The 17,441-nt window shown below is 63.4% G+C and carries 14 protein-coding genes; 5 read left to right on the top strand and 9 right to left on the bottom strand.

Annotated elements, in window-relative coordinates; all coding sequences use genetic code 11:
- Window positions 1–20: 20 nt before the first annotated feature.
- Window positions 21–1,367, bottom strand: coding sequence for a TldD/PmbA family protein (locus tag AC3WWH_RS03855; protein ID WP_058320535.1), 1,347 nt, complete (start codon window positions 1,365–1,367; stop codon window positions 21–23).
- Between the two features lie 146 nt (window positions 1,368–1,513).
- On the opposite strand from AC3WWH_RS03855, the gene AC3WWH_RS03850 reads away from it, so the two are divergent.
- Entirely contained in the window at window positions 1,514–3,349 is a 1,836-nt protein-coding gene (locus AC3WWH_RS03850) for a monovalent cation:proton antiporter-2 (CPA2) family protein (protein ID WP_057250861.1), read from the top strand.
- A gap of 36 nt (window positions 3,350–3,385) precedes the next feature.
- On the opposite strand, the gene AC3WWH_RS03845 is transcribed toward AC3WWH_RS03850, so the two are convergent.
- The 3 genes from AC3WWH_RS03845 to AC3WWH_RS03835 form a co-directional block, all read right to left on the bottom strand.
- On the bottom strand, window positions 3,386–4,267 hold the full coding sequence (locus tag AC3WWH_RS03845) for a patatin-like phospholipase family protein (protein WP_058320536.1): 882 nt from the start codon (window positions 4,265–4,267) through the stop codon (window positions 3,386–3,388).
- 145 nt (window positions 4,268–4,412) lie between these two features.
- The gene (gene rsmD, locus AC3WWH_RS03840) at window positions 4,413–4,973 is read right to left on the bottom strand and encodes a 16S rRNA (guanine(966)-N(2))-methyltransferase RsmD (RefSeq protein WP_058320438.1); all 561 of its coding nucleotides are present in this window, start codon (window positions 4,971–4,973) and stop codon (window positions 4,413–4,415) included.
- Between the two features lie 6 nt (window positions 4,974–4,979).
- Window positions 4,980–7,142, bottom strand: a complete 2,163-nt coding sequence (locus AC3WWH_RS03835; RefSeq protein ID WP_058320439.1) for a pseudouridine synthase — start codon at window positions 7,140–7,142, stop codon at window positions 4,980–4,982.
- A 73-nt stretch (window positions 7,143–7,215) separates the two neighbouring features.
- Here AC3WWH_RS03835 and AC3WWH_RS03830 point away from each other — a divergent pair, with 73 nt between their 5' ends.
- Complete coding sequence (locus AC3WWH_RS03830) at window positions 7,216–7,665, top strand: nucleoside deaminase (protein ID WP_058320440.1); 450 nt, start codon at window positions 7,216–7,218, stop codon at window positions 7,663–7,665.
- Window positions 7,666–7,715: 50 nt separating this feature from the next.
- On the opposite strand, the gene AC3WWH_RS03825 is transcribed toward AC3WWH_RS03830, so the two are convergent.
- From AC3WWH_RS03825 to AC3WWH_RS03805, 5 genes are all read right to left on the bottom strand, one after another.
- Window positions 7,716–8,195: a GNAT family N-acetyltransferase gene (locus tag AC3WWH_RS03825; RefSeq protein WP_058320441.1), complete on the bottom strand. Its 480-nt coding sequence runs from the start codon at window positions 8,193–8,195 to the stop codon at window positions 7,716–7,718.
- A gap of 14 nt (window positions 8,196–8,209) precedes the next feature.
- Window positions 8,210–8,830: a hypothetical protein gene (locus AC3WWH_RS03820; RefSeq protein ID WP_058320442.1), complete on the bottom strand. Its 621-nt coding sequence runs from the start codon at window positions 8,828–8,830 to the stop codon at window positions 8,210–8,212.
- A gap of 127 nt (window positions 8,831–8,957) precedes the next feature.
- Window positions 8,958–11,867 carry an isoleucine--tRNA ligase gene (gene ileS / locus AC3WWH_RS03815; protein ID WP_058320537.1) on the bottom strand — a complete coding sequence of 970 codons (2,910 nt, stop codon included), beginning with the start codon at window positions 11,865–11,867 and terminating at the stop codon, window positions 8,958–8,960.
- Window positions 11,868–12,111: 244 nt separating this feature from the next.
- Window positions 12,112–13,098: a bifunctional riboflavin kinase/FAD synthetase gene (locus AC3WWH_RS03810; protein WP_058325440.1), complete on the bottom strand. Its 987-nt coding sequence runs from the start codon at window positions 13,096–13,098 to the stop codon at window positions 12,112–12,114.
- Window positions 13,099–13,111: 13 nt separating this feature from the next.
- Window positions 13,112–13,960 (bottom strand): TIGR01459 family HAD-type hydrolase, encoded by an 849-nt coding sequence (locus AC3WWH_RS03805; protein ID WP_057250874.1) that lies wholly within the window; start codon window positions 13,958–13,960, stop codon window positions 13,112–13,114.
- 434 nt (window positions 13,961–14,394) lie between these two features.
- Here AC3WWH_RS03805 and groES point away from each other — a divergent pair, with 434 nt between their 5' ends.
- From groES to AC3WWH_RS03790, 3 genes are all read left to right on the top strand, one after another.
- Window positions 14,395–14,691 (top strand): co-chaperone GroES, encoded by a 297-nt coding sequence (gene groES, locus AC3WWH_RS03800; RefSeq protein WP_004675403.1) that lies wholly within the window; start codon window positions 14,395–14,397, stop codon window positions 14,689–14,691.
- Between the two features lie 62 nt (window positions 14,692–14,753).
- Window positions 14,754–16,394 (top strand): chaperonin GroEL, encoded by a 1,641-nt coding sequence (groL, locus tag AC3WWH_RS03795; protein WP_057250876.1) that lies wholly within the window; start codon window positions 14,754–14,756, stop codon window positions 16,392–16,394.
- Window positions 16,395–16,922: 528 nt separating this feature from the next.
- Window positions 16,923–17,372 (top strand): hypothetical protein, encoded by a 450-nt coding sequence (locus AC3WWH_RS03790; RefSeq protein ID WP_057250878.1) that lies wholly within the window; start codon window positions 16,923–16,925, stop codon window positions 17,370–17,372.
- The last annotated feature ends 69 nt before the right edge of the window (window positions 17,373–17,441 follow it).

Below are 17,441 nucleotides of genomic sequence, written 5' to 3'. Positions count from 1 at the left end.
CCGGTTTGTCTTCGGCCTGTTTAGAGACCAGCGAGCGTCATGCCCTCGATGGCAAGCGTCGGTGCGGCAACGCCGAACTTGCGATCGATGTCGTCTGCCGGCGTCAATGCCATGAACATGTCCTTGAGATTGGACGCGATCGTCACCTCGGAGACGGCAAAGGTGAGTTCGCCGTTCTCGATCCAGAAGCCGGAGGCGCCGCGGCTGTATTCGCCGGTCACCATGTTGACGCCCTGGCCGATCAGTTCGGTCACGTAGAAGCCGTTGCCGACACCGCGGATCAGATCCTCACGCGAGATCGAACCCGGCTCGAGCGCCAGATTGGTCGAGGCCGGGTTGACCGTCGGGCCGCCGCGCACACCGCGGCCGTTGGTCTCCAGACCGAGTTCGGCCGCTGCCGAGGTCGACAGGAACCAATGGTTCAGCACCCCGTCCTCGACCATCACGAGCTTTTCGCCACTGACACCTTCGCCGTCGAAGGGACGCGAAGAGGAGCCGCGCACGATCAGCGGGTCGTCGGTCACAGAAAGACCCGCCTTCATCACCTGCTTGCCCATCCGGTCACGCAGGAAGCTCGTCTTGCGGGCGACGGCCGCACCGTTGATCGCGCCCGCCAGATGGCCGACGAAGCCGCGCGCCATGCGCGGATCGAAGACGACGGTGACGTTCTTGGCCGTCGGCACCTGGCGCGGATTGAGGCGTGCCACCGCGCGCTCGCCGGCAAGGCGGCCGATCTCCTCGGCCGGCCGGAGATCACCGACATAGAGGCGGCTGTCGAAATCATAGTCGCGCTCCATCTTCGTGCCTTCGCCGGCAATCGCGCTGACGGAGCAACCGAAACGGGTCGCCATGTAGGAGCCGGAGAAACCGTGCGAGGTAACGAGAACCAGACCGCCCATGCCGGCCGAAGCGCCAGCGCCGCTGGAGTTGGTGACGCCTGAGACCGCAAGTGCTGCCTCTTCGGCAGCCAATGCCGCTTCCGTCAACGAATCCGTGGAAACGGCGGTGGGGTCGAAGAGGTCGAGGTCGGGGTAGGAGCTTGCCAGCCGGTCCGCATCGGCGAGCGAGGCAAAGGGATCCTCCGGCGAAGCCTTGGCCATGGCGACGGCGCGTTCGGCGAGCAGCTTCAGATCGAAGCCCGGATTGGCCGAGACGCTGGCGACGCGTCGCCCGACGAATACTCGGAGCGAGAAATCGTCGCTTTCGGAGGCTTCCGTCGCTTCGACCTTGCCGAGGCGCACGGAGACGGAACGGGAGCGCCCGCGCACCACCACCGCATCCGCCGCATCGGCGCCGGCCTTGCGGGCGAGGTCCACGAGTTCGGAGGCGCGTTTTTCGAGGTCGGCAGAATCGATCGTGTCTGACATGATGTAGCCTTTCATTCCTGCCCCATTTATTGTGCAGTGACGCAGGCATCAAGGGCATCGGCCTGATTCCCGCCCATACACCGCAAATGACCGCTCTCGAAAGCTCCCTCATCGGGGCCGGGTGCCCAATAGTGAAAGCCGCAGGCATGGCAACGACACCGATCATCTATTCTCAGGCGCTGATGCTGCTCGGCGGCGCAGTGGTCGCCGCACCAATCTTCAAGCGGCTCGGCCTCGGCACTATCCTCGGCTATCTCTGCGCCGGCGTGCTCATCGGTCCGGTCGCCCAAAGCATCACCGATGGCGAGCAGATCCTGCATGTCTCGGAGCTCGGCGTCGTGTTCCTGCTGTTCATCATCGGCCTCGAATTGAAACCGTCACGTCTCTGGCAGATGCGGCGCGATATCTTCGGCCTCGGCACGGCTCAGGTCGTGCTGACCGGCATCGTGCTCTCTTCCATGATCTATGCCCTCGGGCTCCTCGGCCAGGGCGGCAGCATCATCGCCGGCTTCGGCCTGGCGCTGTCGTCGACCGCCTTTGCCATGCAGATCCTCGACGAGGGCAACGACCGCAACACCCGCTACGGGCAGCGATCCTTCTCCATTCTCCTGCTGCAGGATCTCGCGATCGTGCCGCTGCTGGCGCTGATCCCGCTTATGGCAGCGCAAGCGCCTGAGGATACGACACCGCCGCTCGAGGATTTTGCGATCGCCACCACAGCGATCGTCGTGCTCTTCGCTGCCGGCCGCTACCTCGTTAACCCCCTGTTCCAGATCATCGGCCGCACGGGCGCCCGCGACGTCATGATCGCCGCCGCCCTGCTCGTCGTCATGGGCGCGGCGACCATGATGCAGCTTGCCGGACTCTCCATGGCGATGGGTGCCTTCCTCGCGGGTGTGCTCTTGGCGGAATCCTCCTATCGCCATGAACTCGAAGCGGATATCGAACCGTTCCGCGGTATCCTGCAGGCTCTGTTCTTCATGGCCGTCGGTCTGTCGCTGGAGCTTGGCGTCATCGTCGAGCGCTACCAGCTGATCATCATCGCCGTGCCGCTCTTGATGGCGTTGAAGAGCCTGGTGCTCTACTGGCTCTGCCGGCTCACCGGATCACACCACAACGACGCGGTGCGCATCAGCCTGCTCCTGCCGCAGGGCGGCGAATTCGGCTTCGTGCTGTTCACCGCGGCGGCAACCGCTGGCGTCTTCTCGGATGGCGACGCCTCGTTGCTGGTTGCGATCGTGACGCTGTCGATGGCGCTGACGCCGCTTGCCTCCATGCTGGCCGCAAAGCTGATGCACGAACAGGACGAGATGGACGAGGAGATCGAAGAAGATTTCGACGGCGCCAATGCCGACGTGCTGATGATCGGCTTTTCCCGCTTCGGCCAGATCGCGGCGCAGATCCTGCTCGCCGGCGGCCGCGACGTGACGATCATCGACCATTCGGCCGCACGCGTGCGCCAGGCCGCGACCTTCGGTTTCCGTATCTATTTCGGCGACGGCAATCGTCTCGACGTGCTGCGCGCGGCCGGCATCGAGCGGGCCAAGATCGTCGCCGTCTGTACCCAAAAGAAGGAAACGACCGACCACATCATCGACCTCGTGCAGTCCGAATATCCAAATGCACGCATCTACGCCCGCTCCTACGACCGCCTGCATACGCTGGAACTGCGCGCCAAAGGCGTCGACTACGAATTGCGCGAGACTTTCGAGTCCGGCCTGCTCTTCGGCCGCAAGACACTGGAGGCTTTGGGGGTCGGCGACGACGAGGCAATCGCCATCATGGACGACATCCGCAAGCGCGACGAGGCCCGGCTCGTGCTGCAGGAGGCCGAAGGCATCACAGCCGGTCGCGACATGCTGCATTCGCGTCCCGTCCGACCGGAGCCGCTGGTCAAGCCGAAGCGCGAGGTCGATCACTCCCAGGAGACTGGCGAACGGATCCTGCCAGGGCTTCCTGCGGACGAGCGCGAAAGCGCGTAGTCTCGCTGGGGCGAACCGGCCCTCAGTCGTCGGCGCTCACTTGAGCTTCGGCGCCCGCATCCGCTCGTCGAGCGCCCGTTTCAGCTGGTCCTTGATGGCGACGGTTCCGTTCAGCACGTCCTGGGCCCGCAGAAAATCCATCACCCGGTAGCGGCCGACATCTGGGCGCAGCAGGATATCCGGTGCACCTTCCTTGAGCTTCATCGCGATGATCGACTGCATCATTAATTGGCTCGCACCGAACAGGCTGTCGATGCGGCTCGGGATCGTCTTGCCGTCGCCGTCAGGACCACCGACGACATCGACGGCGATGACGATGTCCGCCAGCCCGCGCAGATGATCGAAGGGGATAGGGTTGTAGATACCGCCGTCGATCATCACGCGCCCGCCGATCTTCACCGGGATGAAGATCGCAGGCAGGGCAGCGGAGGCAGCCAGCGCCTGCCACAGGTCACCCTTTTCGCAGATATGTTCTGTCTGGCCGTAATAGTCGGTGGCGACCACCTTGAGCGGGATGCCGAGATCCGAGAACTTCGGCGGAATGGCCTCGGGCAGAAAAGCCCTGAGAACGCGCTCGACATTGAATTGCCCGAAGCGAAAACCGTTCGCCATGGCTTCGGAAAGGCTCGACGGCCGCAATTGCCAGAGCCGATTGAGGACCTCGCGGCGATGGCCGATGGTCGAGAGCGTGTGCGCCCTGATCTCTTCGCCGCGCATGCCGGCGGCCATGCCGGCACCCATGATTGCGCCGATCGAAGAGCCGGCGATCGCCACCGGGCGAATGCCGAGCTCGTCCAGTGCTTCGATGACGTGAATATGCGCAAGCCCGCGCGCGCCGCCGCCGCCAAGCGCCAAGGCCACCGTCGGCTGGCTCGTCACCTGGGTCGGCCCCTTCGTCATCGAAAGATCCTGCTTCATCGGCATGCCCTCCGCTTCTGCATGATTCCCTAAATCGGAATCATTTTAAGGACAAATTATGCAGAAGGTCGCCGTAAGGCGAGGAATACGGAAACTTGCATGGTCGCGTCAGCGTATCGTCGCAAGGAAATCGAAAATATGACGGTCAGGCGCCGCGAAAGCGGTAGAAGTGCATGCGGGTATCGCCGAAGACCCTGACGTCGAGGTTCTCAAACACGGCCGTCGGCGCGGGCTGAACATCCGCCCGCTCTTCGAGGATCACCAGTGCATCGGGGACGAGCCAGTTGCCGGCGGCGGCAGATTCCAGCGCCTTCTCGCCGAGACCCTTCGCGTAGGGCGGATCGGCGAAAACCAGATGAAACGGCTCCATGGTTCCGACGCCGCCGAGGCTGGTCGCATCACGGCGGAAGACCTTGGCTCGGCCCTGGAGGCCGAGCGTTTCGATGTTCGTCTGCAGAAGTCCCCTGCCCTCGACGCCCTGCTCGACGAAGAGTGCCTGCCGGCACCCGCGTGAGAGAGCCTCGAAGCCAACGGCGCCGGTGCCCGCAAAAAGGTCGAGCACCCGGGTGCCGTCGAGCGCCTCCGGATAGGAATGGCTCAGGATGTTGAACAGGCTTTCGCGCGTCCGGTCCGTGGTCGGACGGATATCGTTGGACTTGGGGGTCGCCAGGCTGCGCCCCCGAAACTCTCCACCGACGATACGCACCGCCGCTTAGTTTCCTCTGCCGCGCGGCTTGCCGCCGCCGCCCGGGCGTCCGCCACCACCGGAGCGTCCAGCGCCGCCGGGGCGTCCACCGCCGGGTTTGCCGCCGCCAGGTTTGCCGCCGCGCGGGCCGCCAGTGCGTTCGCCAAAGGACTTTCCACCGGACGGCTTGCCCCCGAAGGACTTGCCGCGGGGTTTATCGCCGAACGGACGGTCCCCGCCTTCACGGCGCGGCGGACGATCGCCCTCGGCGCGTGGGGCTCTTGGCTTGTCAGAATAGCTGCGCGGTCCACCTTCGGCGCGGGCAGGCCGATCACCGAACGGTCGGTCTCCACCTTCGCGGCGTGGCGGACGATCGCCCTCGGCACGCGGGGTCCTCGGCTTGTCGGAATAGCTGCGTGGACCACCCTCGGAGCGGGCAGGTCGATCACCACGCGGGCGGTCGCCACCTTCGCGGCGGGCAGGCCGGTCGCCATCGGCGCGCGGGAACCGCGGCTTGTCGGAGAAGCTGCGCGGCCCGCCTTCAGAACGAGCAGGACGGTCGCCGCCTTCACGGCGCGCAGGACGGTCACCGTGATCGCGCGACCTGCGGTCTCCCGCGTCGCCCGCCTTGCGCCGACCGAAGCCGCCATCCCGGCCCTCGTCCTTGCCGCGACGGGCAGGCTCGCTGGCGCTGATCCATTCGCCCTCTTCGTCGCGACGCTTGACCGGCGCGGCCGCAGCGGGACGATCGAAGTCCCTGTGCGAGCCGCCCTTGCGGTCCGGGTCGAACTTGCCGGATGTCTTCGTCGCAAAGCCATCCTTGCTGCGACCGTAGCGCTTGGTCTTCGGCGCGCCTTCCGGACGCTCGCGACGGGCGGGCTTCTCCGTGGCGTCGCCTTCAGCGGATTTCGGCTTCTTTTCGGCCAGCGGACGGGCGCCCGGCGCCATCCAGACATTGGCAGTGCGGGCGCGCTGCGCCGGCGCGCGCTTCGGCCGGTCCTCAAACTTAGCGTCACGGTCGTCGCGGGAGCCGCCCTTGCCACGAGGACCGTCCTTGCGGCCACCGTCGCGACGCGTGTCGAGCCGGGCCAGAGCACGCTCGCGCTTGTCCTCCGGCTTTTCCCAGCGGTTGGCACGTTCAGGCCGGCGCGTATCGGCGGTATCATCCTCCGGCGCGTCGCCGGCTACGGTCGCTGCCTGATCGTTGTAAAGCGGTGCGTCGAAGTTTGCCTTGGCATCCTCGATCAGGCGCGGCCCGAGCTGATCGCGGAGCGTCCGGCCACGGATTTCCTGGACATGTCCCTCCGGCAGTTCGCCGAGCTGGAAGGGTCCATAGGAAATGCGGATGAGGCGGTTGACGTCGAGACCGAGCGCGCCGAGCACGTTCTTGATCTCGCGGTTCTTGCCTTCGCGCAGCCCCATGGTGATCCAGACGTTCGAGCCCTGCACCCGGTCCAGCGTCGCCTCGATCGCGCCATAGAGCACGCCGTCGACGGCGATGCCGTCCTTCAGCCGGTCGAGCGCTTCCTGATCGATCTCGCCGTGGGCGCGAACACGGTAGCGGCGCAGCCAGCCGGTCGACGGTAGCTCGAGCACACGGGCAAGACCACCGTCGTTGGTCAAAAGCAGCAGGCCCTCGGTGTTGATGTCGAGGCGGCCGATCGACAGAACGCGCGGCAGTTCGTCGGGCAGGTTGTCGAATACGGTCGGGCGGCCTTCCGGATCGGCATTGGTGGTCACCAGGCCAGCCGGCTTGTGGTAGAGCCAGAGGCGCGTGCGCTCGATGCCGCGGATCGGCTGGCCATCGACCTCGATCGCATCGGCAAGCGTCGCGTTGACGACCGGCGTATCGAGAATGACGCCGTTGAGCTTGATGCGGCCTTCCATGATCATGCGCTCGACATCGCGGCGCGAGGCGACGCCGGCGCGTGCCAGGATCTTGGAGATGCGCTGCGGTTCGTCAACGCCCGGAGCAGCCGCGTTCGGGCGCTCCCTGGCCGGACGCGAAGCGCCGGTCTTTGGTCCGAAGGACTTGGGGCCGTCAGCCTTCGGTCCGGAGGTCTTGGAGCCAAAAGTCTTCGGACCTGCAGCCTTTTTCGGTGCTCCAGCCTTCTTTTCGGCGAAATGCGGTTTCTTGTCCCGGCCGGCGGACTTGCCGCCAGGCCGTGTGGGCTTGTCTTTGGATGTCATTTGTGTTGCCTGCCTTTTGCGGCTGTCCTATCAGGTCGCGGCCCGTGGGTTAAGAGAAATTATTGTTTGAGCGATGGCTGAGACGACACACTTCATGGATGTGGCCCTTGAGGAGGCCAGGAAGGCGGCAGAACGCGGCGAAGTGCCGATCGGCGCCGTCGTCGTTTTCGATGGCCAGATCGTCTCCCGCGCCGGCAATCGCACCCGTGAACTCAACGACGTGACTGCGCATGCGGAGATCGTCGCCATCCGCGAGGCTGCTGCAGTCCTCAAGGACGAAAGGCTGACGGGCGCCGATCTCTACGTCACCCTCGAACCCTGCACCATGTGCGCGGCGGCGATTTCGTTCGCCCGCATCCGCCGCCTCTACTACGGCGCGGACGATCCGAAGGGCGGCGCGGTGGACAGCGGCGTGCGCTTCTTCGGTTCGCCCACCTGCCACCACGTGCCGGACGTCTATTCAGGTCTCGCCGAGCGCGAGGCTGCCGACATTCTCAGGGATTTCTTCGCCGGCAAGCGGTGAAACCAGTCCGACTCTCGACGCGACCCCGTTTCAGATTTCTTGAGATCGCCTCAGTCGGCCGCGAAGCTTTCGAGGGCCTCGCCGGAGAGACGGTAGCGCGTCCATTCGGACATCGGCTCGGCACCGACCGCCTCGTAGACCCGGATGGCCGGCTCGTTCCAGTCGAGCACGCTCCATTCGAAGCGGCCACAGCCTTCCTCGACGGCAATTTTCGCCAGATGCTTCAGCAGCATCTTGCCAGCGCCGGAGCCACGGCAATCCGGCGTGACGTAAAGGTCCTCAAGGTAGAGACCCTTGCGTGCCTGCCAGGTCGAATAGTTGTAGAACCACATGGCGAAGCCTGCGGGCTTGCCGTCCTTCTCGCAGATCACGGCGCGGGTAATGGCGCCCGGACCAAAGAGCGAGGCCTGCAACATCTCGACCGTCGCCTCGACTGCGTCGGGCTCCTTCTCGTAGATGGCAAGTTCGGTGATGAAGCGCAGAATGGTCTGCGCGTCTTCCGGGCGAGCGTCGCGAATGCTGATCGTCATGGCTTATGCGCTGCTTAGAAGGGCCAATACCACTTGGAGCCGGAATTCTTGATCTGCGCCTCCTTCTTGCGGCGGCGCTCCTTGTCCTTCTCCGGCTCGCCGAGTTCGGTCTCGGTACCCTCCGGCAGGCGGCGGTAGTCAAGCGGCGGATCGCTGAGGAAGCGGCGCTTGTCGGAATAGGCACCCATCTCGATCTTGCGGGCCGCGCGATAAGCTTCCTGCTGCTCCTTGGCCGAGAGCCGGCGGCCGTTGGCGCTAGCCTTGGCGAGCGGGGAAACGTAGTTCGGGTTGTTCTTGTTGGCGTCGGCCTCTTCGCGCAGACGGTTGCGAACCTCTTCCGGAGACTCGACCCATTCCGGGTTCGCCTCACGGCTGGCAAGCGACTTCTGCGGCTCGACGAGAGCAGTCTGCTGCGCCGACGGCGGCAGAACGAGGCCGGGGCGCGGCTGATACTTGACCGGATCACGCTTCGGCGGACCGAAGCTGGCGACGCTGCCGAGGTCGTCCATGAGCTGTTCGCCGGCGGTCTTGTCCGTGCCATAGGTCGGGCCGCCGATGCAGCCCGAAAGCACCAGGCCGCTCGTCAAAATGGCGGCCACGCTGGCAAACACTCGCAACTCTCGCGTCATTTCCATGAGATTCCTTCCAGCCGGCCACCGGTCAGCGCGGCCACTCAAGCGCCCATGGCGGAGAAATCCGCCAAATTTCGGGCAGGTTTTACCGGATGAACGCAACGAGTGCAATTCATCCGGTAACAATGCGTTAAGCCTTGAAACCAAGTTCGCGCAAGGCAGCGGCGTCACGGGCCGACACGTCGGGGTAGGTCGGGTCGGAACCGACATCGGTCGTGATCCGCCAGGAGCGGGCGCATTTCTGGCCCTCGGCAAGCTTCGGCTCCACGCTCACCTTGGCCACGTCGGCAAGGCGGAACGCCTCCGCAGGGCCTTCCGCAGCTTCGATCACGATGCCCGAAGTGATGCAGATCTCCGCGAAGTCCTGGCCTTCCAGCGCCTTCAAAAGTTCCGGATCGGCGACGTAGACGACCGGAGCCGCTTCCAGCGACGAGCCGATGCGCTTGTCCTTGCGCTCGATCTCGAGCGCGCCGGTGACAACGGTGCGGACCGTACGGATCTTGTCCCACTTGGCTTCGAGCGCATCGTTCTTCCACTCCGCCGGGATCGCCGGGAACTGTTCGAGATGCACCGAAACCGCATCGGGCTTCCTCGACAGCCAGGCTTCTTCCGTGGTGAACGGCAGCATCGGCGCCAGCCACAGGACGAGGCAATCGAAGAGCTTGCGGATGACGGCGAGCGCCGAACGGCGGCGCAGGCTCGACGGCGCATCGCAGTAGAGCGCGTCCTTGCGCACGTCGAAATAGAAAGCCGAGAGCTCGACGTTCGAGAAATCGATCAGCGCACGGGCGATCTTCTTGAAGTCGAAGGCATCGTAGCCTTCGCGCACAAGCTGATCGAGTTCCGCCAGCCGATGCAGCATCAGCTTTTCGAGTTCCGGCATGTCGGCATAGGCGATCTCTTCACCCTTGTCGTGGGCGAGCGTGCCGAGCATCCAGCGGACCGTGTTGCGCAGCTTGCGATAGGCGTCGATGTTGGTCTGGATGATCGTCTTGCCGAGACGCTGATCTTCCCAATAGTCCGTCGTCATCACCCACAGGCGCAGGATGTCGGCGCCGGCATCCTTCATCACCTCCTGCGGCGTGACGGTATTGCCCTTGGACTTGGACATCTTCTCGCCCTTCTCATCCATGGTGAAGCCATGGGTGACAACGGCGTTGTAGGGCGCGCGGCCGCGCGTCGCGCAGGCCTCGAGCAGCGAGGAATGGAACCAGCCGCGATGCTGGTCCGAACCTTCGAGATAGACGTCGGCCGGCCACTTCAGGTCCGGACGGTCTTCGAGCGTGAAGGTGTGGGTCGAACCGGAATCGAACCACACGTCGAGGATGTCCATCACCTGGTGCCACTTTTCGTGGTCGTGGTCGTTGCCGAGGAAGCGATCCTTGGCACCTTCGGCAAACCAGGCATCGGCGCCCTCCTGCTCGAACGCGTCGAGGATGCGGGCGTTGACGGCCTCGTCGATCAGGATCTCGCCCTGGTCGTCGGCAAAGATCGCGATCGGCACGCCCCAGGCGCGCTGACGCGAGAGCACCCAGTCCGGGCGTCCCTCGATCATCGCGCGCAGGCGGTTCTGGCCGGCGCCGGGAACGAAGCGGGTGTCGTCGATGGCCGAAAGCGCACGCGAACGCAGCGTTGTGCCGTCGCCGAACGCCTTGTCCATATAGACGAACCATTGCGGCGTGTTGCGGAAGATGACCGGCTTCTTGGAACGCCAGGAATGCGGATAGGAGTGTTTCAGGCGGCCGCGGGCAAAGAGCGCATGACGGGCGATCAGCGCCTTGATGACGCGATCGTTGGCGTCGCCCTTCTTGCCCTTGTCGTCGATGACGCGGCCGGCGCCACCTTCGGCATCGGGACCGAAGCCATGGGCGTCGGCAGTGAAGTAGCCGGCATCGTCGACCGTGAACGGGATCGCCGAGGAGATACCGCGGGCTTCGAGCGCGCGGGCACTGTCCATCCAGGCATCAAAGTCCTCGCGGCCGTGACCGGGGGCGGTGTGCACGAAGCCGGTGCCGGCATCGTCGGTGACATGATCGCCATCGAGCAGCGGCACCTTGAAAGCGTAACCGCCACCGAGACCATGCAGCGGATGGGCGCAGGTGACGGCAGAAAGCTCGTTGGCCTCAAGGTCGCGAACGAAATTGAAGGTGAGCTTGGCCTTGGCTGCGGATTCGTCGGCCAGGCGCTTGGCGAAGATCAACTTCTCGCCCGGCTGCGGGCCGAAGTCGTTCTCGGCGGTCGCCACTTCATAGAGGCCATAGGCATAACGCGACGAGAAGGCGATGGCGCGGTTGCCCGGGATGGTCCAGGGCGTTGTCGTCCAGATCACGACGAAGGCGCCGGAAAGCGCGTCCGGACCTTCGGTGACCGGGAACTTCACCCAGATCATGTCGCTCTCGACATCGGCATATTCGACTTCGGCTTCGGCAAGCGCGGTGCGCTCGACGACCGACCACATGACCGGCTTGGAGCCGCGGTAGAGCTGGCCGAGCTTGGCGATCTTCATCAATTCGCCGGCGATGCGGGCTTCCGCATGGAAGTTCATCGTCGTGTAGGGATTGTCGAAGTCGCCCTCGATGCCGAGGCGCTTGAACTCCTCGGCCTGGACCTGGATCCAGCCGGAGGCGAAATCACGGCATTCCTTGCGGAATTCGTTGACAGGGACCTCGTCCTTGTTCTGGCCCTTCTCGCGGTACTTCTCCTCGATCTTCCACTCGATCGGCAGACCGTGGCAGTCCCAGCCGGGCACATAGTTGGCGTCAAAGCCGCGCATCTGGAACGAGCGGTTGATGACGTCCTTGAGGATCTTGTTCAGCGCGTGGCCGATGTGGATGTTGCCGTTGGCATAGGGCGGGCCGTCATGCAGCACGAACTTGTCGCGGCCGGCGGCCGATGCGCGCAGCTTCTTGTAGAGGCCCATCTGCTGCCAGCGGGCCACCGTTTCCGGCTCCTTCTGCGGCAGGCCGGCGCGCATCGGGAATTCCGTCTGCGGCAGATAGAGGGTCGAGGAGTAGTCGATCTTTTCAGCGGTGTCGGTCATGGTCTTTGCAATCGCTTCTTCGCGCGAGGGGCCGCGCATACGAAATGGGCTCGGTATCGAGAGATGACTGGGGCGTCGGAAACGCCGAAATCCCGGACCTTCCGGCTGACTAAAGCGCGCGGAAGGCCGGGCCAATAATTCGCTGATCGATGATCAATCGACGGTGCCGGGTCATGGTGGCCGGTTGTTTAAGGCGTTTTCGGGCTTTTGAAAAGGTCCGCCGCCACAGCAACGCCGAAATCTTTTATCGGGCGAAGTTGAGCTTGCGGTCGATGTCGCCGAGCGGCTGCACACCGGAGAGCAACGCCCGCGCCTCTGCCTCGTCCTGGCGGATCTGCGCCACCAGCGGATCGAGCCCGTCGAATTTCAGCTCGTCGCGCAGGTGGCCGAAGAAGGTGACCGCACAGATCTCGCCGTAGAGATTGCCCGAAAAGTCGAAGACGAAGGTTTCGAGCAAGGGCTCACCGTCGCTATCGACTGTCGGGCGGCGCCCGAAGCTCGCGACGCCGTCGTAGAGCGAGCCGTCGGCCCGACGGAAACGCACGGCGTATATGCCAGGCCTCAGTTCCACCTCGGGCGCAAGCCGCATATTGGCGGTGGGAAAGCCGAGTTCGCGGCCGAGCTTCTTGCCGCCGATCACTTCCGCCTCGACCAGATAGCGATAGCCGAGCATGCCGGCAGCTTGCGAGACATCACCTTCGCCAAGCAGCGAGCGCACGTAACTGGACGAGATGACCGATGCGTTTTCGTCGCGGAAGGCATCGACGAGCGTCACGCCAAATCCGTTATCGCCGCCGGCCGCCATCAGGAAGGCGGGGCCGCCCTCGCGCCCCTTGCCGAAGTGAAAATCGAAACCGGTGACGACATGCGAGGCGTGCAGCCATTCGAGCAGGATACGGTGGATAAAATCCGATGCGGAAAGCTGCGAGAAGGTGCGGTCGAACGGATACTCGATGACGGCGCCGAAACCCATGCCTTCGAGAATGCGCGCCTTCAGCGGTGCCGGCGTCAGTCGGAAGACCGGGGTTTCCGGACGGAACACGGTTCTCGGATGCGGCTCGAAGGTCAGCACGAGCGCCGGCACACCGCGCGCATTGGCCTCCTCCAGCGCCCGATTGAGCACCGACTGGTGACCACGGTGCACGCCGTCGAAGTTACCGATCGCGACGACGCCGCCGCGCAGATGCTGCGGAAGCGGATCACGGGTCTCGTTGCGATGAAAAACCGTCATCTCCGTCTTCCCGTCAGGCGAGCCGCGGCATCCAATATTTCGGCGACGCGCCTTCCTTCTTCAGGAAGGCGGCGAGCTTCGCCTCGTCGGTGCGGCTTTCGTTCATGTATTCCTGGGCGTGGATACCGGCACTGATATAGAGCAGATCGAAGCCGGCATCCTGGGCACCCTTGACGTCCGTCGGCATGCCGTCGCCAACGGCGATGACACGCGACAGGTCAAGCGCGCCGCGAACGGCCTTCGCCTCGGTCAGCGCCGCACGGTAGATGGCGATATAGGGCTTGCCGGCAATGCGCGCCTCGCCACCGAGCTCTTCATAGAGCTTGGCGATTGCGCCGGCACAGGGGATCAGCCTGTGGCCGCGCTCGACCACCAGATCCGGATTGGCACAGATGAACGGGATCTTGCGCTTGGCAAGCCCCGTCAGTGTCGCGCGGTAATGCTCCGGCGTTTCGGTTTCGTCGTCATAGAAGCCGGCACAAACGACCGTCTCAGCATCTTCCGACGAAACGATCTGCGTTCCCAGGCCTTCGAGCAGCGGCAGGTCGCGCTCGGCACCGATGAAGAAGATCTTTTTGGCGGCGGCGGCGATCAGCGCGCGGGTCACATCGCCCGAGGTCACGATCCGGTCGTAGGCTTCGTCCGGCACGCCGAGACCGCGGATCTGGATCTTCACACCCGGATGCGGACGCGGCGAGTTGGTGATCAGCACCACAGTCAGGCCGGCGGCACGCGCCTCGGCCAACGCCTCGCAAGCGGAGGCAAAGGCCTGCACGCCGTTATGAAGAACGCCCCAGACATCGCACAGCACCACGTCGTAGCGCGCAGCGATTTCCCGAAAACTGTTGATCCTTGCGGCCATTCTGGCTTCCTGCAAACACGGTTTCCGGCTTGCATGGCAAGGAAGGCAGGAGATTACAAGTCTCGGCGCCCGAAAAAGGCGCCCCCTCCCAAGGATTCCGGCGGTGTCGGGCGTCAAAGAAAAGTGCATTGCCGATGCCGCCCGCTTCGCCAAAGCACTTTGTAGCGGTTATCAACCGTCAAAATCCCGCCAATGCCATTCGTCGACGCGATCGCCTACATTTCGCCAAGAATGGGGCTAGGCTGCCTACGCCCTCGCCTGCTGCGCTCGCCCAAGGCTACTGCCGCCGGCAAAAAATCTAGGCGCCGATCCTTGACTCACCCCATACCCAGGCTTATCTCGGCATCGCTAGCACTCGATAAATGAGAGTGCTAACACCCATCCATCGGGTCGATCAGCGATCCGTAATGTCATTTGATCGAGGGATTAGACTAATGGCAAGCACCAACTTCCGCCCGCTGCACGACCGCGTCGTCGTTCGCCGCGTCGAGTCTGAAGAGAAGACCAAGGGCGGTATCATCATTCCGGACACCGCCAAGGAAAAGCCGCAGGAAGGCGAAATCGTCGCCGTCGGTTCGGGCGCCCGTGACGAAAGCGGCAAGGTTGTTGCTCTCGACGTCAAGGCTGGCGACCGCGTTCTGTTCGGCAAGTGGTCGGGCACCGAAGTCAAGATCAACGGCGAAGACCTTCTGATCATGAAGGAAGCCGACATCATGGGCATCATCGGCTGATCAGCCGTCGTCCACCCCTTTTTATGACAACCAATGGGCAATGAGCCCGGGAGTTTTCTCTAATGGCTGCAAAAGAAATCAAGTTCGGCCGCACCGCGCGCGAAAAGATGCTGCGTGGCGTCGACATCCTCGCTGACGCGGTAAAGGTCACGCTCGGCCCGAAGGGTCGTAACGTCATCATCGACAAGTCCTTCGGCGCTCCGCGCATCACCAAGGACGGCGTATCGGTCGCCAAGGAAATCGAACTCGAAGACAAGTTCGAAAACATGGGCGCCCAGATGGTCCGCGAAGTTGCTTCGAAGACCAACGACATCGCCGGCGACGGCACCACGACTGCAACCGTTCTTGCCCAGGCGATCGTTCGCGAAGGCGCCAAGGCCGTTGCTGCCGGCATGAACCCGATGGACCTGAAGCGCGGTATCGACCTCGCCGTCACCGAAGTCGTCAAGGATCTCCAGGCCAAGGCCAAGAAGATCAACACTTCGGAAGAAGTCGCACAGGTCGGCACGATCTCGGCAAACGGCGAGCGTCAGATCGGCCTCGACATTGCTGAAGCGATGCAGAAGGTCGGCAACGAAGGCGTCATCACGGTTGAAGAAGCCAAGACCGCCGAAACCGAACTCGAAGTCGTCGAAGGCATGCAGTTCGACCGCGGCTACCTCAGCCCCTACTTCGTCACCAACCCGGAAAAGATGGTCGCTGACCTCGACGACGTCTTCGTTCTCCTCCACGAGAAGAAGCTCTCGAACCTCCAGGCCATGCTCCCGGTTCTCGAAGCTGTCGTTCAGACCGGCAAGCCGCTCCTCATCATCGCTGAAGACGTCGAAGGCGAAGCTCTTGCAACGCTCGTCGTCAACAAGCTGCGTGGCGGCCTGAAGATCGCTGCCGTCAAGGCTCCGGGCTTCGGCGATCGCCGCAAGGCCATGCTCGAAGACATCGCCATCCTGACCGGCGGTACCGTGATCTCCGAAGACCTCGGCATCAAGCTCGAAAACGTCACGCTCGACATGCTCGGCCGTGCGAAGAAGGTTTCGATCTCCAAGGAAAACACGACGATCGTCGACGGCGCCGGCCAGAAGGCCGACATCGAAGGCCGCGTTGCCCAGATCAAGGCCCAGATCGAAGAAACCACCTCCGACTACGACCGCGAAAAGCTGCAGGAACGTCTTGCCAAGCTCGCTGGCGGCGTTGCCGTGATCCGCGTTGGCGGCTCGACGGAAGTCGAAGTGAAGGAAAAGAAGGACCGCATCGACGACGCTCTCAACGCGACGCGCGCTGCTGTTCAGGAAGGCATCGTACCGGGCGGCGGCGTTGCCCTGCTGCGTTCTTCCGTCAAGATCACCGTCAAGGGTGCCAACGACGACCAGGAAGCCGGCATCAACATCGTTCGTCGCGCTCTGCAGGCTCCGGCCCGCCAGATCGCAGAGAACGCTGGTGACGAAGCTTCGATCGTTGTCGGCAAGATCCTCGACAAGGACCAGGACAACTTCGGCTACAACGCCCAGACCGGCGAATATGGCGACATGATCGCCATGGGCATCATCGACCCGGTCAAGGTCGTTCGCACCGCCCTTCAGGACGCAGCTTCGGTTGCCGGCCTCCTCGTCACGACGGAAGCCATGATCGCCGAACTGCCGAAGAAGGATGCACCTGCTGGCATGCCGGGCGGCATGGGCGGCATGGGTGGAATGGACATGATGTGATAAGGCGATAGCCTTTTCGCATTAGCGATCCATCCGGATCGGAAGGGCGGCCCTCGGGTCGCCCTTTCTCGTTTTTTATCAATGCCGTTCGCGGCTGGGCGAGCCCCCGCCAATCTCTCCGCAGAAAAAAGCCGCCGGTTGTAGTCCGGTTTCAAAAAACCGTTGAAGTCGAAAAAAAACGAACTATAACAGCGCCCCAAGTGGGCGGAGATTCATGGGAGATCGGGTAGCGAACTCAAGCGGGCGAACAATCGCCGAAGCTTTTTCGCACCAACCGAACATCCGAGACCTCTTCGAGAATATCACGAAAAGCATATAAGTATTTAATCGCAAATTGAGCCGACCTCCCCGACGAAATTACTTCGTAGGCGAGCTTCATTACTATCTCGCGACCTTTCGAGTTGAACAAACGCCCGCAATAGGTGGCGTGTACTCTTGCATTGGTTGATGGTTGGGCGGAATTTGCACAATAGGACGTGTTTCCTGGGGCGTCGAAGACGATGTCCAGGAATGCTGCTGGGGTAGACCGTGTTCAAGATCACGAGAGCAAATTCCGTTCCCCTCGGCTCTCCGGGACAGCCGCACCTTGACCTGCCACATCATGAGTTCCTGCAACAGTTCTGTGCGGCGGAAGGCTGGTCGGGCGACTTGTCCACGGGGCTGTTCCGGCTTGGCGAGAAAGCTGCCGCCATCCATGGCCTGCGCGACGGCGAATGCGGCCTGCTCAACTTCGTGCGCTGCTACGACCCAGCCGACCGCAACCACGTGCTCGAGCTTTTCGAGCAGGCGGCGACAAGCTGCTCATCCTTCTGCTTTTCGACGACGATCGCACTCGAAGAGCACGGCCAGAAACAGCCGCTGTTCTGCATCGGCGAATCCTCAGGCCTCGAACAGCGCTATTCCGGCACGATAACGGGTGTCTTCTTCTTCCCGCGCTTCCTGGTGGAAGGCGCCGGCCGGACGTTGCTGCGGCAATAGCGCAAGCCTGACCCGGCCGACAGTTCGCGCAGACAAGGCGCTCGCCATGGACGCGACCCTCGCGATGAT

It is taken from the genome of Ensifer sp. EB106-03-01-XG145, assembly GCF_058792075.1.
Note: the sequence above shows the minus strand (reverse complement) of the source record. Positions and strands in the feature narration are given on the sequence as shown.